At 67.4% G+C, this 22,393-nt stretch carries 18 protein-coding genes; 13 read left to right on the forward strand and 5 right to left on the reverse strand.

The features are described 5' to 3' along the window. Genes QM732_RS27065 through QM732_RS27075 form a run of 3 tightly spaced genes read left to right on the forward strand, consistent with a single transcriptional unit; the run spans position 1 to position 2,773 of the window. Complete coding sequence (locus QM732_RS27065; protein WP_415659188.1) at positions 1 to 867, forward strand: carbohydrate ABC transporter permease; 867 nt, start codon at positions 1 to 3, stop codon at positions 865 to 867. Further along, positions 864 to 1,673, forward strand: a complete 810-nt coding sequence (locus tag QM732_RS27070) for a carbohydrate ABC transporter permease (protein WP_415659189.1) — start codon at positions 864 to 866, stop codon at positions 1,671 to 1,673. The genes QM732_RS27065 and QM732_RS27070 overlap by 4 nt, the downstream gene beginning before the upstream one ends. Before the next feature lie 2 nt (positions 1,674 to 1,675). Further along, positions 1,676 to 2,773: an ABC transporter ATP-binding protein gene (locus QM732_RS27075; protein ID WP_415659190.1), complete on the forward strand. Its 1,098-nt coding sequence runs from the start codon at positions 1,676 to 1,678 to the stop codon at positions 2,771 to 2,773. Here the strand turns inward: QM732_RS27075 and QM732_RS27080 are convergent. Then, positions 2,770 to 3,366: a YdeI/OmpD-associated family protein gene (locus QM732_RS27080; RefSeq protein ID WP_415659191.1), complete on the reverse strand. Its 597-nt coding sequence runs from the start codon at positions 3,364 to 3,366 to the stop codon at positions 2,770 to 2,772. The two genes, QM732_RS27075 and QM732_RS27080, sit on opposite strands and share 4 nt — an antisense overlap. A gap of 49 nt (positions 3,367 to 3,415) precedes the next feature. On the opposite strand from QM732_RS27080, the gene QM732_RS27085 reads away from it, so the two are divergent. Continuing rightward, positions 3,416 to 4,405 carry a transglycosylase SLT domain-containing protein gene (locus QM732_RS27085; RefSeq protein ID WP_415659192.1) on the forward strand — a complete coding sequence of 330 codons (990 nt, stop codon included), beginning with the start codon at positions 3,416 to 3,418 and terminating at the stop codon, positions 4,403 to 4,405. A 39-nt stretch (positions 4,406 to 4,444) separates the two neighbouring features. After that, positions 4,445 to 5,866, forward strand: a complete 1,422-nt coding sequence (locus QM732_RS27090; protein WP_415659193.1) for a serine hydrolase domain-containing protein — start codon at positions 4,445 to 4,447, stop codon at positions 5,864 to 5,866. Positions 5,867 to 6,085: 219 nt separating this feature from the next. Here QM732_RS27090 and icmF read toward each other — a convergent pair whose 3' ends face one another. After that, positions 6,086 to 9,376 carry a fused isobutyryl-CoA mutase/GTPase IcmF gene (icmF, locus tag QM732_RS27095; protein WP_415659194.1) on the reverse strand — a complete coding sequence of 1,097 codons (3,291 nt, stop codon included), beginning with the start codon at positions 9,374 to 9,376 and terminating at the stop codon, positions 6,086 to 6,088. 155 nt (positions 9,377 to 9,531) lie between these two features. Here icmF and QM732_RS27100 point away from each other — a divergent pair, with 155 nt between their 5' ends. Then, a complete protein-coding gene (locus tag QM732_RS27100; RefSeq protein ID WP_415659195.1) occupies positions 9,532 to 11,517 on the forward strand; it encodes an OPT family oligopeptide transporter in 1,986 nt (661 codons plus the stop codon). A 55-nt stretch (positions 11,518 to 11,572) separates the two neighbouring features. Here QM732_RS27100 and QM732_RS27105 read toward each other — a convergent pair whose 3' ends face one another. After that, the gene (locus QM732_RS27105) at positions 11,573 to 12,250 is read right to left on the reverse strand and encodes a Bax inhibitor-1/YccA family protein (protein ID WP_415659196.1); all 678 of its coding nucleotides are present in this window, start codon (positions 12,248 to 12,250) and stop codon (positions 11,573 to 11,575) included. A gap of 107 nt (positions 12,251 to 12,357) precedes the next feature. On the opposite strand from QM732_RS27105, the gene QM732_RS27110 reads away from it, so the two are divergent. The 5 genes from QM732_RS27110 (at position 12,358) to aceK (ending at position 17,906) form a co-directional block, all read left to right on the forward strand. Beyond that, on the forward strand, positions 12,358 to 13,254 hold the full coding sequence (locus QM732_RS27110) for a LysR family transcriptional regulator (protein WP_415659197.1): 897 nt from the start codon (positions 12,358 to 12,360) through the stop codon (positions 13,252 to 13,254). Between the two features lie 89 nt (positions 13,255 to 13,343). Beyond that, on the forward strand, positions 13,344 to 14,522 hold the full coding sequence (locus QM732_RS27115) for an isovaleryl-CoA dehydrogenase (RefSeq protein WP_415659198.1): 1,179 nt from the start codon (positions 13,344 to 13,346) through the stop codon (positions 14,520 to 14,522). Between the two features lie 2 nt (positions 14,523 to 14,524). Then, a complete protein-coding gene (locus tag QM732_RS27120) occupies positions 14,525 to 15,448 on the forward strand; it encodes a pyridoxal-phosphate dependent enzyme (protein WP_415659199.1) in 924 nt (307 codons plus the stop codon). Further along, positions 15,445 to 16,119, forward strand: coding sequence for a carbonate dehydratase (can, locus tag QM732_RS27125; protein ID WP_415659200.1), 675 nt, complete (start codon positions 15,445 to 15,447; stop codon positions 16,117 to 16,119). The genes QM732_RS27120 and can overlap by 4 nt, the downstream gene beginning before the upstream one ends. Before the next feature lie 29 nt (positions 16,120 to 16,148). Then, a complete protein-coding gene (gene aceK, locus QM732_RS27130) occupies positions 16,149 to 17,906 on the forward strand; it encodes a bifunctional isocitrate dehydrogenase kinase/phosphatase (RefSeq protein ID WP_415659440.1) in 1,758 nt (585 codons plus the stop codon). Positions 17,907 to 18,314: 408 nt separating this feature from the next. Here aceK and QM732_RS27135 read toward each other — a convergent pair whose 3' ends face one another. Both QM732_RS27135 and QM732_RS27140 read right to left on the reverse strand, forming a co-directional pair. Next, positions 18,315 to 19,739 carry a M16 family metallopeptidase gene (locus QM732_RS27135; protein WP_415659201.1) on the reverse strand — a complete coding sequence of 475 codons (1,425 nt, stop codon included), beginning with the start codon at positions 19,737 to 19,739 and terminating at the stop codon, positions 18,315 to 18,317. A gap of 19 nt (positions 19,740 to 19,758) precedes the next feature. After that, a complete protein-coding gene (locus QM732_RS27140; protein ID WP_415659202.1) occupies positions 19,759 to 21,192 on the reverse strand; it encodes a M16 family metallopeptidase in 1,434 nt (477 codons plus the stop codon). Between the two features lie 119 nt (positions 21,193 to 21,311). Between QM732_RS27140 and QM732_RS27145 the strand changes: the two genes are divergently transcribed. Together QM732_RS27145 and QM732_RS27150 are read left to right on the forward strand one after the other, a co-directional pair. After that, positions 21,312 to 21,554 (forward strand): DUF3297 family protein, encoded by a 243-nt coding sequence (locus tag QM732_RS27145; protein WP_415659203.1) that lies wholly within the window; start codon positions 21,312 to 21,314, stop codon positions 21,552 to 21,554. Beyond that, positions 21,554 to 22,345 (forward strand): substrate-binding periplasmic protein, encoded by a 792-nt coding sequence (locus QM732_RS27150; protein WP_415659204.1) that lies wholly within the window; start codon positions 21,554 to 21,556, stop codon positions 22,343 to 22,345. Before QM732_RS27145 ends, QM732_RS27150 begins: the two co-directional genes overlap by 1 nt. Positions 22,346 to 22,393: the final 48 nt, after the last annotated feature.

A 22,393-nucleotide genomic window follows, 5' to 3' on the forward strand; every position in this document is an offset into this window, starting at 1 on the left:
ATGAGCGAAAGACGCGCGGCACTCGCCTGCCTCATCCCGCTGTTGCTGACCGGGGCCGTGTTCTTCTACGGGTTCCTGTTGTGGACGGGCTGGCTGTCGCTGACGCGCTCCAATCTGCTGCCCAGCCACGAGTTCGTGGGCCTGCAGCAGTACGAACGCCTGCTTCTGGACCCCCGCTGGCAGGCCGCGCTATGGAACCTGCTGCGATTTGGTCTTGGTTTCGTCGCACTGCCATTGGTGATCGGTTTGGCCCTGGCGCTGCTGCTTGACCAGAAGCTGCGCGGCGAGGGCATGCTGCGGTGGGTCTGGCTGCACCCGATGGCGCTGTCCATGGTTGTTACCGGCAGTGCCTGGCGGTGGTTGATGGACCCAGAGCAAGGAATGGCCGAGGCTGTTCGCGGCTGGGGCTGGACGGGCTTCCGATGGGACTGGCTGGCGCAGGAGGACATGGCGGTCTACGCGCTGGTGGTGGCCGCCGTGTGGCAGATCAGCGGCTTTGTCATGGCCCTGTTCCTGGCCGGCCTGCGCAGCATCGACGAGTCCATGCTGCAGGCGGCGCGGCTGGACGGCGCCGAGGGCTGGCGGCTGTTGCGCCGCGTCATCCTGCCGCAGCTAGGCCCTAGCCTGCTGTCGGCACTGCTGGTGCTGCTGCCTGCCGCGATCAAGACCTTCGACCTGGTTGTCGTGTTGACCGAGGGCGGACCGGGCCAGGCCAGCGAGCTACCGGCCTTCTACATGTTCCAGATGGCCTTCGAGCGCAGCCGCCTTGGCCTGGGTGCAGCCAGCGCCATGGTGTTGGTGATGATGGTGCTGTCAATCGCGCTCCCGTACGCCGTGGTGCGCTCGCGCAGGAAGCCCGCTGCATGAAGCGGCTATCACTCTATCTGCTGGCGTTGCTGGCCGTGGCGGTTATTGCTCTGCCGCTGGCGCTGATGCTGATGAACAGCCTCAAGGGCACGGCCGAGGCGCAGCAAGGCTTCCTGACGCTGCCGAGCGAGCCTAGCTTTGCGGCATGGCGCGAGGCGTGGGCCAGGTTGTCGGGCAGTTTCGGCGTCAGCCTGACGCTGGCGGTGCCCGCGGTGGCGCTGTCGGCACTGCTCGCGGCGCTGAACGGCTTCGTGCTGTGCAAATACCGTTTCCGCGGCGAACGCTGGGTTGGGCTGGCGCTGGTGCTGGCCTTCTTTCTGCCTATCAAGGTCTATCTGCTGCCTTTGGCCATCACGATGGCGCGGCTGGGGCTGGACCGGTCACTCGGGCTGCTGATCGCCATTCACGTCATCTACAGCCTGCCGCTGGCGCTGTTCTTCCGCAACCACTTCCTGTCCTTTCCTGATGAGCTACTGCAGGCCGCCCGGCTGGACGGCGCGGGTTTCTGGAGGCTGCTATGGCGGGTGGTGCTGCCGCTGTCCCGGCCCATCTTCGTCGTCGTGCTCATCCTTCAGTTCACGACGATCTGGAACGAGTACCTGTTCGGCCTGGTATTCGGGCCCGAGGACGCGCGGCCCATCACCGCGGCGCTGGCGCAGCTCAGCGCCCAGACCGAGACCGGTGCGCGGGCCTATCCACTGGAAATGGCGTCGGCGCTGCTGGCTGCGGCGCCGACGCTGGTCGTCTACCTGCTGGCGGGGCGGCATTTCACGCGAGGCCTGGTGGCCGGAGCGGTCAAAGGCTAGAGATGACAGAAGAAGAAAGTGGGCTGCGCATCACGGGGCTGACCCGGCGTGCTGGCCAGCAGACGATCCTGGACGACATCACGCTGGAGCTGGATGCCGGAGAGATGCTCATACTCGTGGGGCCGTCGGGTTGCGGCAAGTCGTCGCTGCTTGGCGTGGTGGCCGGCTTGCAGCCTCACGACGACGGCGAGATCCACCTGGACGGCCGGCGTATCGACGCCCTGACCCCGCGCGAGCGCGACATCGCGATGGTGTTCCAGAACTACGCCCTGTATCCGCACATGAGCGTGGCCGAGAACATCGGTTTCGGTCTGGAGATGCAGGGCTGGCCGCGTGCAAGGCGCGAGGCCCGCGTCATGGACGTGGCGCGAATGCTGCAGCTGCAGCCGCTGCTGGCGCGCAAGCCCGCCCAGCTGTCCGGCGGCCAGCGCCAGCGCGTGGCCATGGGCAGGGCGCTGGCGCGCCAGCCGCGCCTCTTCCTGTTCGACGAGCCGCTGTCCAACCTCGATGCCCAGTTGCGCGCCGAGATGCGCAGCGAGATCAAGCTGCTGCATCAGCGCGTTGGTCGCAGCGCCATTTACGTGACGCATGACCAGACAGAGGCCATGACGCTGGGCCAGCGCATTGCGGTGCTGAGGGCAGGGCGGTTGCAACAGGTCGGCACGCCGCAGCAGGTGTACCAGCAACCGGCCAATCTCTTCGTCGCACAGTTCCTGTCCAGCCCGGCGATGAACCTGCTGCCGGCGCGGCTGGAGCCCGAGGGCGAGTTCACGCTGATGCTGCAGGGCGCTGGGGCCCTGAGCTGGAGGCCGCAGGCGCTTGCGCGCGGCGCACACCTTCTGGGCCGCCCGCTGCTGCTTGGCTGGCGGGCGGAGTCGCTGAGCACTCAAGAGGGCGGCGCCGCGTTGACGTTGCTGGCCCCGGTGCTGCTCGTGGAGCCCACGGGCGTGGACTGCCTGGTGCAGTTGCAGCTGGGCGAGCACCGTCTGCACTGGCGCTGCGCGGGTTGGCCGGCGCTGCGGCCGGGTGACGTGCTGACTTTGAGGTTGCCTGAGACGGCGTTGCTGGTCTTTGACGCGGAGACGGGCGAGCGTCTCTAGCGACTCTCGTACTTCCAGTTGCGCGACTTGCCTTCGGACAGCCACTCCACGGCCTGGGCGATGCGCTTGGCGCGAGTCTCTTCGCGCTTGGCCTCCTGCACCCAATCCAGGTAGTCGTGCTGCTTGCCGGGTGGGAAGGCGTCATAGGCCTGCTGCGCCGCCTGCACTGCCGACAGCGCGGCAGCGAAGTCGTCCGGCATGGCCAGCGTCGGGCGCGGTGGGCGGTCGGGCTTGCGCGCGCGCGGCGCGCCCGCCTGCAGCAGTGCGGCTGCGGCCTTGACCTGCCGGCGAAGCTCCGTGCGCGACGGCAGGTCGGTCAGGGTCTCTATGCGGCCGAAGTCGCCCATCGCGCCAGCCTTGCCGGCCGCTGCGCCCTCGCGCTCCCAGAAGCCGAAGGCGCAATGCGCTTTGAAGGCCGACATGCCGCAAAGCAGCTTGCCGTCGAGGGTGAAGTGCGGCCGGCTCCATTTGAGCGTCTCGACGACGTCGGGGCAGGCGGCATGCACGTCCTCGCGTAGCCGCTGCAGGATGGGCAGCGCAAACGCGGGCACCGTGGCCAGGTAGGCGTCGATGCGAGGATCCAGCGTGGGCATGCCGGCGAGTCTAGACTCGCAGCCTGTCATCTCCATTGCCCTGTCGTCCGTGAGAACCCTGTTGCAGGCGCTGCTGCTCGCGCCCCTGGCCGCCCTGGCCCAAGTGCCTGCGCTGACGCTGGAGCAGTTGCCTCGCCCCGCCATGCCACCCGGCGAGCGTGGTCCGGTGGTTCCGGCACAGGTGGAGCGCTGGCGCCTGGAGGCCAAGGCGCTGGAGTACGGCGACGGGGTGAAGCGAGATGAGGTGGAGGCCGCCAAGCTTTACTGTCGAGCCGCGCGCTATGGCGACGCCGAGGCCCAGTACAACCTGGGCTGGATGCTGACCAATGCGCGCGGCATCCAGCGCAACGATGCCGAGGCAGCCCATATGTTCGCGGCGGCTGCCGAGCAGGGAATGCGGCAGGCGCAGAACATGCTGGACCGCATGGGCGGCACACCGCTGGGCGATCCGCCGCCCTGCTTGCGTCCCCCCGAGGCCGACCCGCAGCCCATCGTGCAGACACCGCCGGCCTCTCGCAGCCCGCGGCCGGCGGTGTCGTTGTGGGCCACGCTGCCGCTGCCCCCGCAGGCGCCGTCGGCCATCGTCAACTACGTGAAGCTTGTTGCGCCCGAGTATCAGCTGGCGCCCGCCCTGGTGCTGGCGGTGATGGCGCAGGAGTCCAACTTCGATCCGTTGGCCGAATCGCCCAAGAAGGCCCAGGGCCTGATGCAGCTGATGCCCGACACGGCGGCGCGCTTCCGGGTCGTGCGTCTGGCCGACCCGTCGCAGAACATCCGTGGCGGCATGGCCTACTTGCGCTGGCTGCTGGCGTACTTTGAAGGTGATGTGCAGCTCGCGCTGGCCGCATACAACGCCGGCGAGAAGGCCGTGGACCGCTACCTCGGCGTGCCGCCCTACGCCGAGACGCGGCTGTATGTGCGCAAGATCATGGCCGCCACGGGCGGGCAACGCCTTCATCCCTTCGACGCCAGCGTGACGACGGCGTCGCCCATGCTGCTGCGAGTCAGGGCTGCGATGCAAGCCATTCAGTCGCGTTGACTTCCGGCATGGGCGGCGGTATTGCAGAAAATGCGCTGCATGCTCAAGCCCGCTGCGCTCGCCTCCCTATGCTTGGCTGCGCAGCTCGCCGCGCACGCCCAGGTCAGCCCGGAACGCCAGTCACAGTCGCTGCTCGATGCGCTGCGCGAGGTCAGCGGCGTGCCCGGCATGGGGGCCGCCGTCTGGCAGGACGGGCAGATGCGCTGGCAGGGCAGCAGCGGCCTGCGTGATGTCGAGCAGCGCTTGCCGGTGGACGCTGACACGCGGTTCCGCCTGGCAAGCGTATCCAAGCTCTTCGCCGCGACCGCCGCAGCCCAGTTGAAGGCACAGGGCCGGCTCGAAGTCGACCAGCCCGTCGGTCCGTTGCTGCCCGAGCTGGATGCAGCGCAGGCTGCGGTGACGCCACGGCAGTTGGCGGCCCATCTGAGTGGACTGCCGCACTACGATGCGCGTGACGCCGGCGTTGGCCGCACTCGCCATACAACGGCAATCGAATCGTTGATCTATCTGAAGGGCCGGCAGTTGCGGTCGGTGCCGGGCAGCCGATATCTCTACTCGACCTGGGGCTACACGCTGCTGGCCGCTGCCGTCGAGGCCGCTGCTGGTGAGCCCTATCTCGACTTGCTGTCTGGGCAGGTTGCTCCGGGCCTGGCTATCGGGCCTGACCAGACCGGCCAGTCGCCCGACATGTCGCAGGCCTACGCACTGAGCGCCCAGGGGCCGCGGCTGGCACCGGCCGCCGATTTCAGCTACAGCTGGGGCGGCGCCGGCCTGGCCGCCACGGCACCAGCGTTGGCGGAGTGGGGTAGCCGTCTGCTGCAGGGCCGCATCGTCGATCCGGCGACGCGGGACTGGATGTGGCGGCCGGTGCTTGACAGCGCGGGCCAGCAGGTCGGCGAGCGAAGGTTCAGGATGGGTTTCGGCTGGCGCCTCGACGTGGATGTCGAAGGTCTGCAGCTCGTCCATCACGCCGGCTCGACGCTCGGCGCGCGCAGCGTGCTAATGCTGTGGCCGCAGGCGCGCACCAGTGTGAGCCTGCTCTCCAACGCGATGTGGACATCGTCCATCGAGCTCAGCGCCGAGTTGCTGAGTGCGCCCCTGCGAGCGCCGTTGTCGGGGCTGACGATCGTGCCGTGCCCGGTGAATGCCGGCCGTTTCGAGGGTGAGCTGGACGGGGCTGCGCTGCAAGGAAGCGCGAGTTTTCACCGCGATGCCGACGGTCAGTGCCGTGGCGAGCTGGACCTGCCTGCTGCGCTGGCCAAGGTCGTCAGCCCAGGTCCGCAGCCGGTGGTCGACAAGCTAGTCGTCATCGGCTTGCAGGGCGACATGGCACGCGCTGCGCTGGTGACACCCATTGGTCTAGCCGACTGGCGGTCGCAGCCCGATGGCAGCGTGCGTGTGCAAGGGTTGGCAGGGCGGCAACTGGTGCTGCGCGTGATGGCGGACCAGGGCGAAGAGTAGACGTCGCCTAGGTTCGGTTCAGCCTGCAGCAGTTGATGCCCGACACCGCGGCACAGCGCTGCACAGGAGTGATCCGAGCCCACGCTGAGCCAGGGCCTGGTGGCGGCCATCTCGGCCGCCGAGGCCCGCCGCCCGTCGCCCGGCCGTGTCAGTCCTGCGCTAACCTTCTGCGTGGCCCATGGACTTCTTCTGCTGTGGCGGTGGAGTCCGGCGGGGCGGCTACATGCTGCGCCGGTACTGCCCACCCACCTCGAACAGAGCGCTGGTGATCTGGCCCAGCGAGCAGACGCGCACGGCGTCCATCAGTACCTCGAACACGTTGCGGTTCTCGATGACGGCCTGTTGCAGCTTGGCCAGCATTGCGGGCGCCTGGGCCTTGTGGCGATCGTGGAAGTCCGCCAGCCGTGACAGCTGCGACTGCTTTTCGTCTTCAGTCGAGCGAGCCAGCTCAATGTGCTCTGGTACCGGGTCTCCCTTGGGGTTGCGGAAGGTGTTCACGCCGATGATGGGGTACTCGCCGGTGTGCTTCAACATCTCGTAGTGCAGGCTTTCTTCCTGGATGCGGCCGCGCTGGTAGCCGGTCTCCATCGCGCCCAGCACGCCGCCGCGCTCGCTGATGCGCTCGAACTCTGCCAGTACCGCCTCCTCCACCAGCTCGGTCAGCTCGTCGATGATGAAGGCGCCCTGCGACGGGTTCTCGTTCTTGGCCAGACCCCACTCGCGGTTGATGATGAGCTGGATGGCCATCGCGCGGCGCACGCTGTCTTCGGTGGGCGTCGTGATCGCCTCGTCGAACGCGTTGGTGTGCAGCGAATTGCAGTTGTCGTAGATGGCGATCAGCGCTTGCAGCGTCGTGCGGATGTCGTTGAACGCAATCTCCTGCGCGTGCAGGCTTCGGCCCGATGTTTGTACGTGGTATTTCAGCTTCTGCGAGCGTTCATTGGCACCGTAGCGGTCACGCATGGACACGGCCCAGATGCGGCGTGCCACGCGGCCCAGCACGGTGTACTCGGGGTCCATGCCGTTGCTGAAGAAGAAGCTCAGATTGGGCGCGAAGTCGTCGATGTGCATGCCGCGCGCCAGATACGCTTCCACGAACGTGAAGCCGTTGGACAGCGTCAGCGCGAGCTGGCTGATCGGGTTGGCGCCAGCTTCGGCGATGTGATAACCGCTGATCGACACGGAGTAGAAGTTGCGCACGTTGTGGTGCACGAAATACTCGGCGATGTCGCCCATGACCTTGAGGCTGAACTCGGTCGAGAAGATGCAGGTGTTCTGGCCCTGGTCTTCTTTCAGGATATCGGCCTGCACGGTGCCGCGCACATTGGCCAGCACCCAGTCCTTGATCTTGGCCGCCTCATCAGCGGTGGGTTCGCGGCCATTGTCGGCCTTGAACCTGGCGAGGTTCTGGTCGATGGCGGTGTTCATGAACATCGCCAGGATGGACGGTGCGGGGCCGTTGATGGTCATGGACACTGACGTGCTGGGGTTGCACAGGTCGAAGCCGTCATACAGGACCTTCATGTCGTCCAGCGTCGCGATGCTGACGCCGCTGTTTCCGACCTTGCCGTAGATGTCCGGTCGCGGCGCGGGGTCGGCGCCATACAGCGTCACCGAGTCGAATGCCGTGGACAGGCGCTTGGCCGGCATGCCCTCGCTGACCAGCTTGAAGCGGCGGTTGGTGCGGAAGGCGTCGCCCTCTCCGGCGAACATGCGCGTCGGGTCCTCGCCCTCGCGTTTGAACGCAAACACGCCGGCCGCGTAGGGGAAGCTGCCGGGCACGTTCTCCAGCATCAGCCACTTCAGCAGTTCGCCATGGCACTCGTAGCCCGGCAGTACGACCTTGCGGATCTTGGTGCCCGACAGGCTCTGCGTGACTAAGGCGGTGCGGATCTCCTTGTCCCGGATCCTCACGACATACTCGTCGCCGGCGTAGGCCTTGACCATGTCCGGCCACTGGGCGAGCAGCTGGCGGGCGTCGCCGTCCAGCCTCGCTTGCCGCTGCTCGGCCAGCTCCGCGAGCGCGGTGCGAGCACCGTTCTTGTCGGGGTTTGCAGCCTCCAGCATAGTGCGGCTGGCTTCCAACTGCTGGATTTCACGGGCCAGCGCGGCCTGCCTGCGGGCGCGGGCCTTGTAGCTGCGTACGGTCTCGCTGATGTCGGCAAGGTAGCGCACGCGGGCCGGCGGCACGATGGGTGTCTGGTGGGTGCTGTGGCGAGTGTCTACCGGAGGCAGGCGGCCCTCTGCGAGCTTCAATCCCAGATCGGCCAGACGCGTCTTCAGTGCCTGGTAGAGCGCTGTCACGCCGTCATCGTTGAAGCGGCTGGCCATGGTGCCGAACACGGGCATTGCGTCCGGTGACTTGTTGAAGGCTTCGCGGTTGCGCTGCACCTGCTTGGACACATCGCGCAGCGCGTCCAACGAGCCCTTGCGGTCGAACTTGTTGATGGCGACGAATTCGGCGAAGTCCAGCATGTCGATCTTCTCGAGCTGGCTGGCGGCACCGAACTCGGGCGTCATCACATACATGGGCACGTCCACCAGCGGCACGATGGCCGCATCGCCCTGGCCGATGCCGGAAGTCTCGACGATGACCAGATCGAACCCCGCGGCCTTGGCCGCGGCGATGACATCGGGCAGGGCGGGGGAGATTTCCGAGCCGAAGTCGCGTGTGGCTAGCGAGCGCATAAAGACACGCGGCCCCTGGCTCCACGGCGATATGGCGTTCATGCGGATGCGGTCACCCAGCAGCGCGCCGCCGCTCTTGCGGCGCGAGGGATCGATGGAGATCAGGGCTACACGCAGGCTGTCGCCCTGATCAAGCCGCAGGCGGCGGATCAGCTCGTCGGTCAGGCTGGACTTGCCGGCACCGCCGGTGCCGGTGATGCCCAGCACCGGGGTTTTGAGCGCCGAGGCCTGCTCGCGCAGCGTATCCACGACGGCGGCGTCGGCCTTGCCGTTCTCCAGCGCCGTCAGCAGCTGGGCCAACGAACGCCAGGCCGCTTCGGAATGGCCGGTTATGGCCGACAGGCTCTGCGGTGCGTAGGCGCTGAAGTCCTGGTCGGCCTTCATAACCATCTCGCCGATCATGCCCGCCAGGCCCATGCGCTGGCCGTCCTCGGGGCTGAAGATGCGCACGCCATGTTCGGCCAGCTCTCGGATCTCGGCCGGCACGATCACGCCACCGCCGCCACCGAACACCTGGATGTGCTCGCCGCCTCGCTCCTTCAGAAGCTGCACCATGTACTTGAAGTACTCGACATGGCCGCCCTGATAGGAGCTGATGGCGATGCCCTGGGCGTCTTCCTGCAGCGCCGCCGTGACGACCTCGTCCACCGAGCGGTTGTGCCCGAGGTGGATGACCTCGGCGCCCATGCCTTGCAGGATGCGGCGCATGATGTTGATGGCGGCGTCATGCCCGTCGAACAGGCTGGCGGCGGTGACGAAACGGACCTTGTGGGTCGGGCGATATTCGGCCAGCGCCTTGTAGTCGGCGGCGAGATCGGTCATGGCTGTCTCCTTGCTCGGCACGATTCTAGGTCTCCAATTGACGTTAACGTCAATTGGCTGCGGTCTAGGGTTATCCGGCGCCGGAGGGCGTGCGGGCTGCCGCGATGATGCGCACCTCGCCGGACCCGGCCCCAATCCTTCTCCTCTCCAGACGCATGAGCACCTCACCGCCCGCCACGCCCGCCCTGGGCACTGAATTGACCTTGCGCGGCATCGTGCTGGGCATTCTCATCACGCTGGTCTTCACGGCCGCCAACGTCTACTTCGGCCTCAAGGCCGGCCTGACGTTTGCGACCTCCATTCCGGCCGCGGTCATCGCCATGGCCCTGCTGCGCCGCGCGGCAGGCAACTCCATTGGAGAGACCAACATCGTGCAGACCATCGCCTCGTCGGCGGGCACGCTGTCGTCGATCATCTTCGTGCTGCCTGGCCTTGTCATGATCGGCTGGTGGACGGGCTTCCCCTACTGGATGTCGACAACGCTGTGCGCTTTGGGAGGCATCCTGGGCGTCATGTACTCCATTCCGCTGCGCCGCGCGCTGGTGACCAACTCGCCGCTGCCCTACCCCGAAGGCGTGGCCTGCGCCGAAGTGCTCAAGGTGGGCCATGCCAGCGGAAGCGGCGAGGCCAACCGCCGGGGGCTTGCGGCCATCGTGGTCGGCGGCATCGTGTCTGCAGGCTTCAGCCTCGTCATCGCCACGCAGGTCTTCGCGGCCAATTTGGCGCAGTACTTCCGCCTGCCGGGCGGTGACCGGAACGGCGCGGGACCGGCAACGGGCTATGACCTGAATTTCAGCTTCGCGCTGCTGGCCGTGGGCCATCTGGTGGGCTTGTGGGTGGGCATCGCGATCCTCGCAGGCGCCTGCATCGCCTGGCTGGGCGGCGTGCCCTGGCTGACCCAGGGGGTGGATGGCCCTGCCGAGGCCGTCGCGATGTTCGCCTGGAGCAAGCAGGTGCGCTTCATCGGTGCCGGCTGCATCGCCGTCGCTGCGATCTGGACCCTGCTCAAGCTGGCCAAGCCCGTGGTCGCCGGCCTGCACTCGGCTGCAATGTCGGCGCGCGTGCGCCGTGCCGGCCAAGGTGACACGCTGCCGCGCACCGAGCGCGACATTCCCATCGGTACCGTGGGCCTTGTCACGCTGGCTTGCATGTTGCCCATCGGCTTCATGCTGTCCAGCTTCGCCACCAGTGCAGGCCTGGCCGACCAATTGGGCCTGCTGGTCGTCGGCGGCCTGGTCTACATCGTGCTCATGAGTTTCTTCGTCGCGGCAGTGTGCGGCTACATGGCCGGCCTGATCGGCTCGTCCAACAGCCCGTTGTCGGGCGTGGGCATCCTGGTCGTCATCGGCGTGTCCCTGCTGTTGGCCCTCATTGTCAAACCGTTGCTGCCAGCGTCAGCCGGCCAGGCACTGGTGGCGTTCGCTCTGTTCGTGACGGCCGTTGTGTTCGCCGTTGCGACCATTTCCAACGACAACCTGCAGGACCTGAAGACTGGCCAACTGGTCGACGCGACGCCATGGCGCCAGCAGGTGGCGCTCATCGTCGGCGTCGTCGCCGGCGCCCTGGTCATCCCGCCGGTGCTTGACCTTCTGAACAAGGCCTACGGCTTTGCCGGCATGCCGGGCGCGGACCCCAAGACGGCGCTGGCCGCCCCGCAGGCGGCACTGATCTCGGCGCTGGCCAAAGGCGTCATCCAGGGCGATCTGAACTGGAACCTGATTGGCCTGGGTGCGGCCATTGGCCTGGCCTGCATCGCCATCGACGAGGCGTTGAAACGCGCCAGCGGCGGCCGCGCTCACCTGGCCCCGCTGGCTGTGGGGCTGGGCATCTATCTGCCCATGAACAGCACGCTGATGATTGTTGTCGGCGCCGTCGCCGGCTGGTGGTTCGAGCGCCGCGCCGCCGCCAAGCGTGACCCGGAGGGCACCAAGCAACTAGGTGTGCTGTTGGCCTCCGGGCTGATCGTCGGCGAGGGGCTGTTGGGCGTCGTCCTCGCGGCGGTAGTTGTGTTCTCGGGCCAGGGCGCGCCGCTGGCGCTGGTGGGCGAGGGCTTCGCCGCCGCCGGCCAGTTGCTGGGTCTGCTGGCCTTTGCGGGCCTGGGCGTTGGCCTCTACGCCTGGCTGCTGAAAAAGCAGCCCTGATTCGAACCGGCTTGGTGGGCCCGGCGCAGAGCCACCCCAAGCCGGTCGACGGGCCTCAGTCGTCCGAGCCCATGAAGCCGAACAGGTGCAGCAGGCTCGTGAACAGGTTGAAGATAGACACGAACAGGCTGACGGTGGCGAGCACGTAGTTGGTCTCGCCGCCGTTCACGATCTGCTGCGTCTCGTAGAGGATCAGGCCGGCCGACAACAGCGCGACCACGGCGGAGACCGTCAACGCCAGCGCGGGGATCTGAAAGAAGATCGCGGCCAGGCCGGCCAGCACGGCGACGATCATGCCGGCGAACAGGAAGCCACCCATCCAGGACAGGTCGCGCTTGGTCGTCGTTGCATAGGCCGAAAGCGCCAGGAAGACGGCGCCGGTGGCACCCAGTGCCAGCACCACGGCCTGGCCGCCGGACGGCAGCGCCAGCGTGCGCGACAGGAGCGGGCCCAGCGTCCAGCCCATGAAGCCGGTCAGCGCGAACACCAGACCCACGGCGGCACCGCGATTCTTCAGCTTGTGGATGCCGAACAGCAGGCCGAAATAGGCGATCAGCGTCAGGATGATGCCGGGCGAGGGGAGGCTGAAGGCGACGGCGGCCGTTGCGACGGCGGCGCTGAACAGCAGCGTCATCGACAACAGGGCATAGGTGTTGCGAAGCACGCGATGGGCGGTGCCGCGGTCGAGCGCGGCGCCTTGCGGCAGGGCAACGACGGTGGGGTGGGTTTGCATGGCAGACCTCCGGTGACAAAAAGACGCCTGCAGGGTAGTCAGCCAAGTCATCAAATAAAAGCAGAGAATCGAGAAGTGTTTCTTCGGAATTACTTGTTGAGTTCGTCATGAGCCTGAGCTACAGCTACCGCCATCTCTACTACTTCTGGGTCGTCGCCAAGGAGGGCGGGCTCACGCGCGCCGCCGCCAAGCTGGGGCTGTCGGTGCAGACGGTGTCCACGCAGGTGCGGGAGCTGGAGCAGGTTCTGGGCGCCGCGCTACTAAAGCCGGCCGGCCGTGGACTGGCGCTGACCGACGCGGGCCAGGCGGCGCTGGAGGTGGCGGAGCAGATCTTCCAGATCGGCGAGACGTTGCCGGAGCGCGTGCGCGACGCTGCCACCACGCCGGCCGTGCGGCTGGTGGTGGGCATCTCCGACGGCCTGCCCAAGCTCGTCGTGCAGAGGCTGCTGCAGCCCATCATAGACACGCCCCACCTGCGCCTGCTGTGCCATGAGGACGAGTTCGACGACTTGCTGGGCGATCTGGCGTTGCACCGGCTGGACGTGGTGTTGGCCGACCGTCCCGCTCCGCCCAACCCGAACCTGCGTGTCTACAGCCATGCGCTGGGCAGCTCGCCCATGGCTTGGTTCGCCAGCCGGCAGTGGGCCGACGCGGCCGCCCGCGACTTCCCGGCCTCGCTGGCCGATGTGCCGCTGCTGCTGCCCACGGCCCACGCGGCGGTGCGCTCGCGCCTGGACCAGTGGCTGGAGCGCCATGGCGTGCGTGGCCGCATCGCTGGCGAGTTCGAGGACAGCGCCTTGCTTGCCACATTCGGCGCGGCTGGCATGGGCGCCTTCCCCGCTGCGGCGCTGATGAGCGACAAGCTGGTCGAGCGCGACGGGCTGGTGCGTGTCGGCGACTGCGACGGCGTGGAGGAGGCCTTCTACGCGATTGGTACTGACAAGAAGATCGCCCATCCGCTGGTGCGGCGCCTGCTCCCGCAGGCCAGCCGCAGCGACGGCTGAGGGCCGGCTGCGGGCCCCTTGCTACAGTTGACGTTTACGTCAATCAAGAGCGCCCGCGCCTAGCGCTGCCGGGCGGACAGGAGACATCCATGAATCTGCCCGGTCTGAACTTCCAGCTCGGTGACGACATCGACGCGCTGCGCGACGCGGTGCGCGCCTTCGCTGAGGCGGAGATTGCGCCGCGTGCGGCCGAGATCGACCGCAGTGACCAGTTCCCGATGGATCTGTGGCGCAAGATGGGCGAGGTGGGCGTGCTTGGCATCACCGTGCCCGAGCAGTACGGTGGCGCCAACATGGGCTATCTGGCCCACATGGTGGCCATGGAGGAGATCAGCCGCGCGAGTGCCTCGGTGGGGCTGTCCTACGGCGCGCACAGCAACCTGTGCGTGAACCAGATCAAGCGCAACGGCAATGACGCGCAGCGCGCCAAGTACCTGCCCAAGCTGATCTCCGGCGAGCATGTCGGAGCCCTCGCGATGAGCGAGCCTGGCGCGGGCTCGGACGTCATCAGCATGAAGCTCAGGGCCGAGGACAAGGGCAGCCACTACCTTCTCAACGGCACGAAGATGTGGATTACCAATGGTCCGGACGCCGATACGCTGGTGGTCTACGCCAAGACCGAGCCGGAGCTGGGCGCCCGCGGCGTGACCGCCTTCCTCATCGAGAAGGGCATGAGGGGTTTCTCCATTGCCCAGAAGCTGGACAAGCTGGGCATGCGTGGCTCGCATACTGGTGAGCTGGTGTTCAACAACGTCGAGGTGCCGGCCGAGAACGTGCTAGGCGCAGTGAACGGCGGCGCCAAGGTATTGATGTCGGGCCTGGACTACGAGCGCGCCGTGCTGACGGGCGGGCCGCTGGGCATCATGCAGTCGGTCATGGACAACGTGGTGCCCTATATCCACGACCGCAAGCAGTTCGGCCAGAGCATCGGCGAGTTCCAGCTCATCCAGGGCAAGGTGGCCGACATGTACACCGTGTTGCAGGCAGCGCGCAGCTTCGCCTACACGGTGGCCAAGAACCTGGATTTGCTTGGCGCCGAGCATGTGCGCCAGGTGCGCAAGGACTGTGCCTCGGTCATCCTGTGGACCGCCGAGAAGGCTACCTGGATGGCCGGAGAGGGCGTGCAGATCTTCGGCGGCAACGGTTACATCAACGAGTACCCGCTGGGCCGGCTGTGGCGTGACGCGAAGCTCTACGAGATCGGCGCAGGCACGTCCGAGATCCGGCGCATGCTGATCGGCCGCGAGCTGTTCGCCGAAACGATGTGAGCATGAAGCTGCTGCACCTCAACACGCCGCTGCTGCGTGCAGCGCCCGGGCTCTTCGACCATCCTGAGGTCTGGTTGAAGATGGACGCACTACAGCCCAGTGGCAGCTTCAAGCTGCGCGGCGTGGGGCGGCTCGTGCAGCAGTCGGCGGCGGACGGCGCGAAGGCCATCGTCTGCGCATCGGGCGGCAACGCCGGCTTCGCAGCAACGCATGCGGCCGCTGCGCTCGGCTTGCCGGTGGCCATCGTGCTGCCGATGACCACCAGCGCTGCCGTCGCCGGGCAGTTGGCCGCGCGGGGCGCCGAGGTGTTGCGCCATGGCAGCGTCTGGGACGAGGCGCACGAGTTCGCGCTGAAGCTGGCTGCCGAGCGTGGCGCGGCCTATGTGCATCCTTTCGACCACCCGTTGCTGTGGGCCGGCCACGCGACGCTGATCGACGAAGTTGTCGACGCAGGACTGGCCTTCGACGCGGTTGTCACGGCCGTGGGCGGCGGCGGCCTGTTCTGCGGCATTGTCGAAGGCCTGCGCCGCCATGGCCTGCACCATGTGCCGGTCATCGCCGTCGAAACCCAGGGCGCAGCGAGCCTCCAGGCCAGCCTCAGCGCCGGTGAACTGGTCACGTTGCCGGCCATCACTTCGATCGCGACCTCGCTGGGCGCGCGTCGCGTGGCCGCTGAAACCTTCGAACGCGCCCGCTCGCATCCGACGATTGCCGTACAGGTCAGCGACGCCGAGGCCACCGCTGCCTGCCTGCGCTTCAGCGATGCGCAGCGCGTGCTGGTCGAGCCGGCCTGCGGCGCGGCCCTCGCGGCCGTGGATCGCCACGCCCGCTCCTACAGCCGCGTACTCGTCGAAGTCTGTGGCGGCATGGGTGTTTCTCTGGACCTGATGCGCCAATGGAGCAGCCCCGCGACAATGTCGGCATGACGACGACCAACCATCAGCTGCAGGACCTGCTCGACAACAACAAGCGCTGGGCCGCCGAGACCGAGGCCCAGTCGCCCGGCTTCTTCTCGCGCCTGCTCAAGCAGCAGACGCCCCAGTACCTTTGGATAGGCTGCGCCGACAGCCGCGTGCCGGCCAACGAGCTGGTGGACCTGCTGCCGGGCGAGCTGTTCGTGCACCGCAACGTCGCCAACGTCGTCGTGCACTCGGACCTGAACTGCCTGTCCGTCATGCAGTTCGCCGTGGACCAGCTCAAGGTGCGCCACATCATCATCGTGGGCCATAGCAATTGCGGTGGTGTGCGCGCGGCGCTGTACGACATCCGCGTTGGCCTGGCCGACAACTGGATCCGGCACGTGCAGGATGTGCGCAACGACCATCAGGCCTGGCTGGACAGCCTGCCCGAGGCTCGGCGCGTCGACGCGCTCTGCGAGTTGAACGTGCTGGAGCAGGCGCGCAATGCCTGCCGCACGACGGTGGTCCAGGATGCCTGGACTCGCGACCAGGAGATCGTCGTGCACGGCTGGGTCTATGGCCTGCACAACGGCCTGCTGGACGACCTGAATATCACCGCTGCCCGGGCCGAGGACGTCGAGCCCGCCTACCGGCGCGCGCTGGCGAGCGTCAAGGCGCGCTACGGCGCGGCCGGCTGACGGCGCCAGCTGGATAGAGTCGGGGCATGGTGTTCCCGACCCAGCTGACCGACACCCGTGCCTTCGACATCGCCCAGGCGCTGCTGGGTGGTTTCGACAAGCACTACAAGCTGTTCCGCGCCACGTCCGCCGAGGCCAAGCGGCGCTTCGAGCATGGCGACTGGAAGGGGCAGCAGCGGGCGCAGCGCGAGCGCATCGAGTTCTACGACGCCCGCGTGGCAGAGGCCACGGCGCTTCTGGAGCAGCGTTTCGCGGCGTCCACGCTGCCCATGGCCGTCTGGCAGCAGGTCAAGCTGCACTACATCGGTCTGCTGACCGACCACCGCCAGCCGGAACTCGCCGAGACCTTCTTCAACTCGGTGTGCACGCGCATCCTGCACCACGCCTACTTCCACAACGAATTCATCTTCGTGCGGCCGGCCATCTCAACCGAGTACATCGAGAACGATGCGCCGGCTGCCCTGCCCACCTACCGCGCCTATTACCCCGCGCCGGACAGGCTGCGCGACACGATACGACGCATCATCACCAACTTCCAGCTTGATGGCGATTTCCAGGACCTGGAGGCCGACGTCGCGCATGTGCTGGACGCCGTGCAGCGCCAGCTAGGCGACTTCCGCCTGCGCGCCAACTTCCAGCTGCAGGTGCTGTCGAGCCTGTTCTACCGCAACAAGGGCGCCTACGTCGTCGGCAAGATCATCAACGGCTTCAGCGAGACGCCGTTCGCGCTGCCTATCCTGCGCAGTGACGACGGCCGCCTCGTCATTGATGCGGCCTTGTTCGGCGAGGACGACCTGCTGGCGCTCTTCAGCTTTGCCCGTGCCTACTTCCTCGTCGATATGGAGGTGCCCAGCGCCTACGTGCAGTTCTTGCGCTCGCTGATGCCGCGCAAGCCGCGCTCCGAGATCTACTCGGCGTTGGGCCTGCAGAAGCAGGGCAAGAACCTGTTCTACCGCGATTTCCTCTCCCACCTGCGCCACTCGTCGGACAAGTTCCGCATCGCGCCGGGCATCAAGGGCATGGTCATGCTGGTGTTCGACCTGCCGAGCTTCCCGTTTGTCTTCAAGGTCATCAAGGACTTCTATCCGCCGCAGAAGGACACTACCCGGGAGCAGATCCAGCGCAAGTACCTACTCGTAAAAACCCACGATCGCGTGGGCCGGATGGCCGACACGCTTGAGTACACGCGGGTGGCTTTCCCGCGCCAGCGCTTCGAGGAGGAGTTGATCGCCGAGCTGAAGCATTTCTGCCCCAGCCTGATCGAGGAGAGAGGCGGCGACCTCGTCATCCGCCACCTCTACATCGAGCGCCGCATGGTGCCGCTCAACATCTACCTGCAGGAAGCAACGCCGGCGCAGCTGGAGCATGCGGTCATCGAGTACGGCAACGCGATCAAGGATCTTGTGGCCGCCAACATCTTCCCCGGCGACATGCTGTGGAAGAACTTCGGCGTGACTCGGCACGGCAAGGTCGTTTTCTACGACTATGACGAGATCGAGTACCTGAGCGACTGCAACTTCCGGCGTGTACCCGAGCCACGCAACGAGGAAGAGGAGATGTCAGGCGAGGTCTGGTACCCAGTGGCGCCCCGCGACGTGTTTCCGGAGACTTTCGCACCCTTCCTGCTCGGCGATCCGCGGGTGCGCGCATGCTTCATGCGGCACCACGCCGACTTGCTAGACGCAGGCTTCTGGCAGGCCCAAAAGGCGCGCATCCTCGCGGGCCAGGTGCATGACGTATTTCCCTACGACTCGTCGCGACGCTTCTCTGCGGCTGCGGGCGTGTAGCCGCACGCGGCAACGGCGGCTGACGAGGCCGGACGTGTCCCGTCGAAGGAGAGGTCTGCCGGAGCTCGTGGCCGCCCAGTTGGCAGTGCGCGCCGTATGGCGCCTGGGGGACGACCCGCACCAAGATACGCTGGACGCGGCGCTCCGCGCCGGCTTTTAGCGGCACGATCTCGACCGCGCCCATGCGGCCGGCCCTGACCGTCGCCTTGGCCCGGTGCGAGGCGATGTCCCGCCACTCCACCGGCGGAACCTGCGGCGGTGCTGCCTGCATGAAGCGCCAGGTTGCGAGAGGCGCGAAGCTCATTCGCGTCGGCAAGGACTCCGCGCACATGACTGGCGCCTCCGGTCGGCGCGCGCAGGGTGGCGGCGCGGGTGCCGACCACCGAGGCCGGCGGCCCGCGCCCGGGCTCAGGGCTTGTAGACCTTGAACTCCCCGAAGGCCTTCAGCTGCTCACCGATCTTCTCCGGGTCGCCGACAACCACCCAGCTCTGCTCGTCGGGGTTGAAGTACTTCTTGCCCATGGCCTGCACCTCGGCGGCCGAGACCTTCTGCAGCGCAGGCACGAACTTGCCGAGGAAGTCCGCCGGCAGGCCCACCAGCCAGTTGCCCGCCAGTTGCCGCGCCACCGAGCCCTGCAGCTGAGTGCTGACGAGGTAGCTGCCGGCCATGTAGCGCTTGTTCATCGCCATTTCGGCCTCGGGCACCGGCTCTGCGCCAATGCGGCGGTACTCATTGACGTACTCGGTGATGGACGCGCCAGTCACCTCATTGCGCACGTCGGCGCCGCCGGTGATGGCGCCGCCCACGCGGGACGACACCGCACCCGCGCGGGCGCCGTAGGTATAGCCCTTTTCTTCGCGCAGGTTCTGGTTGATGCGGCTCGAGAAACCGGTGCCGAGGATGGTGCCAGTGAGGCGCAGGGCGATCTGTTCATCGCCGCTGGCGGCCATGCCGGGGCGACCCAGACGCAGCGTGGCCTGCACGCTCCCAGGGCGTTCCAGCAGCAGGCGCTGTACCGGCATGGCCGCGGGCGGAGCAGTGAGATCGGCCGGCGCTTCACCCGCGGCCTTCCAGTCGCCGAAGGCTTCGCGGGCGAGCCTCAGTGCTGCGGTGGCGTCGATGCGGCCGGTGATGACCAGCAGCGCCCGGTCGGGCCGGAATCGGCGTGCGTGCTCGGCACGCAGGCCATCGGCGCTCAAGCTGCTGATGGCGGCCTCGGTCTCCTGCGTGCGGCCGTAGGCGTGGCCGCCATAGATGGCGCCGTCCAGCGCCTTGGCAGCACGGAAAGCGGGTTGCGTGCTGCTGGCCTTCAGGCCCTGCAGCGCATTGGTCTTGGCAAGCTGCACCTCGTTCTCGGGGAAGGCCGGCTTGCGGGCCACGTCGGCCAGCAGCTTGCTCATCTCACCCGCGTGCGAGGCCAGCGCATAGGCCGATACGCTGATGCCGTCGTTGCTCGCGCCAGCGGACAGCGCGCCGCCCATGGCTTGGGCGGCCTCGGCAATCTGCTTGGAGCTGAGCTTGGCAGTGCCGCCGGACAGCAGGCCGGCCAACAGCTTGGCGCGGCCCGGCTCGTCAGGCGTGTCGGCGCCGAAGCCGGCACCGCGCACGGCGAGCACGAAGTCCACGCGCGGGATGCCGTTGCGTGGCACTACCCAGACCTGCAGCCCGTTGGGCAGTGTCTGCTGCGTGATCTTGGGTACGGCCAGCGGCTTGTCCTGGCCGAAGGGCGGCAGGTCGGCGGGCAGTGCGACGCTGGCTGCATGGGCCGCACCGGCCAATACGCAGGCGGCAGCCAACAGGCCGAGGCGGAAGGAGGGGTTTGCGGTTGTCATCGTCATCGATCCTTCGGCATCAGGGCTTGGAGGCGGCTTGCGAAGCCGGCTGGGCGGAGGCGGGCGCAGCGAGCATGGCGGCCGGCTTGCGGTCGATGACCGAGCGGTTGGCCGTGGTCAGGTAGGCGGCGGCCACGCGCTGCACGTCGGCCGAGGTCACGGCGGCGATCCAGCCAGGTACCTGGTTGACGACGCCTGCATCGCCCCACAAGGCCTGCAGCTTGGCCAGGCGGTCAGCGCGACGCAGGAACATCTCCAGGTCGTTGTACCAGTCGGCCAGCAGCGCGGTCTTGAGGTTCTTCAGCTCCGCGTCGCTGACGCCATCCTTGACGATGCGGGCGATCTCCTCGTCCATCGCGGCCAGTAGTGCGTCGGCATTCGTCGTCGGCTTGTAGAGCGCGAAGATGGTGAAGAGGCTAGGGCCATCGTATTCCCAGATGCTGGTCAGGCCGTAGAGCGAGTCAAGGTTCAGCGCCAGCTCGCGGCCCTTGACCAGGCCCTGGTACAGGCGCGATGCGTCGCCACCGGCCAGCAATTGGCCCAGGACCGCGAATGGAGCCTGGTCCTTGCTCGCCCGGGCTGGAAGCTTCCATGCGGCGGCTATGGCGGGCACTTGTGCCAGCTTGTCGGGCTGCGTCAGGCGGCGCTCCTTGGTGTTGAGGCCTTCGCTGAAGTCTGTAGGCTTGGGCGTGGGGCGCGCCGCAATCTTGCCGAAGTACTTCTCGGCCAGCGCGAAGCCTTGGGCCGGAGTGACGTCGCCAGCGATGGACAGCACCGCGTTGTTCGGGCCGTAGAAGTCGCGGTGGAACGCGCGCACATCGTCAAGGTTGGCGTTTTCCAGGTCCACGAAGCTGCCATAGCCGTCGTGAGCGTTCTCCCACTTGTCGAAGGCCAGGGCCGAGATGTCGAGCCACATGAAGCCGCCATAGGGCTGGTTCTGCACGTTGACGCGGATCTCCTCCTTGACCACGTCCTGCTGGTTCTTCAGCGTCGCGGGGTTGAAGTCCAGTGTCTTCATGCGGTCGGCTTCCAGCCACAGCATGGACTCCAGCGCCGAGGACGGCGCTGTTTCTATGTAGTTCGTGAAGTCGGGGCGGGTCGAGCCATTGTTGTTGCCGCCGCCGGACGTGATGACTTTGTCAAACACGCCCTTGGGAGCCGTTGGCGTCCCTTGGAACATCAGGTGCTCGAACAGGTGCGCGAAGCCGGTGCGATTCCTGGGCTCCAGCCGCATGCCCACCTTGTAGACGACGCTGATGCCCACCGTCGGGCTGCTGGGGTCGGGCGAGACGACGACGGTCAGGCCGTTGGCGAGGTGCTTGGTGTGGACGGGGATCTGCCAGCGGTCGGCAGCCGGCGCGGCCGAGGGCGCTGCATGTGCGAAGGCGCCGGTGAGCACGAGGCCGGCGGTAGCCAGCACGCCCATCGCCGCGCGGCGGGTGGTCTTCAACATGGGTTCTCCTGAATGGGACGTCGCACAGTGTCGCGGTTTGTGCGGGGGGTGCCGCTCGGCATGGGGGGTTAACCCGGCGCACGACGACAATCGGGGCAGCAAACCTTCGCCAACCGCATATGACCGACACCCGCCCCGACCTGCCCGACCATCTCAGCGTGGACCCGCGCAGCCCGCACCACGTTGCGGCCGTTTTTGAGCACGACATTGGCATCCGCTTCAACGGCAAGGAGCGCCACGACGTCGAGGAGTACTGCATCAGCGAAGGCTGGATCAAGGTGCCTGCCGGCAAGACCCTGGACCGCAAGGGGCGGCCGTTGTGCATCAAGCTCAAAGGCGCGGTCGAGGCTTTCTACCGCTGATGCGGACGCTGCTGGGCGCACTGCTGTGGGCGGCGGCCTGTCTGCCGGCCCTTGCCGCGCCCTGCCCAAAGACGCTGCGCATCGGCTTCGGGGACGTTCCGCTGCCGCCGATGCTGCTTGGCCACGGCCCGGGTTTCCAGGACCCGCCAGGTTGGGCCGTGCAGGCCGCGCGTGACGCGTTGCGGCGCCTGGGTTGCACGGCCGAGTTGGTGCGCCTGCCCGGGCGGCGCCTGCTGCGTGGCCTGGAAGTGGGGGAGCTGGAGTTCGCCCTGTTCTTCAGCGCCACCGCCGAGCGGCTGCGCAGCATGCGCTTCCCCGTCGAGTCCTCTGGCCGCGCCGACGCCAGTTGGGCGCCCGTCGTCGGTCACCTTGCCCTTTACGGCCTGGCAGGTAGCCCGGCGCTCAAGGCCTGGGACGGCAACACCCTGGCCGCTGGCGTGCGCGTCGGCGTGGTCGCGGGTTCCGTGCAGGAATCGCTGGCGCGCGACCGGCATTGGACGGTCGAGGCGGCGAGCTCGTTCGAGACCAGCGTACTGGCCCTGCGCGCACGCCGCTTCGAGCTGCTGCTGAGCGCGCGCGAGTCGCTGCCGCCGACGCAACTGAGTGGTGATGACGCTCTGGTGGAGTTGGCGCCGCTGGTCGAGCGGCAACCGTACTTCGCCCCCGCCAGCCGTGCGGTCCATGCCGAGCATCCGGGCTTCGTGGCCGAGTTCTGGCGCGAGCTCTGCCACGCCACGCGTCGTCTCTCGCCCGAGGCGCGCGGGCAGGACTGTGGCCGCCCGCCGCGCTAGTCACCATACGATGCTGCCGTAGCCGGCCTGTCCGTAGCCGGCCGGGAT

The sequence above is a fragment of the Roseateles sp. genome (genome assembly GCF_047654805.1).
Lineage (GTDB): Bacteria > Pseudomonadota > Gammaproteobacteria > Burkholderiales > Burkholderiaceae_C > Pelomonas.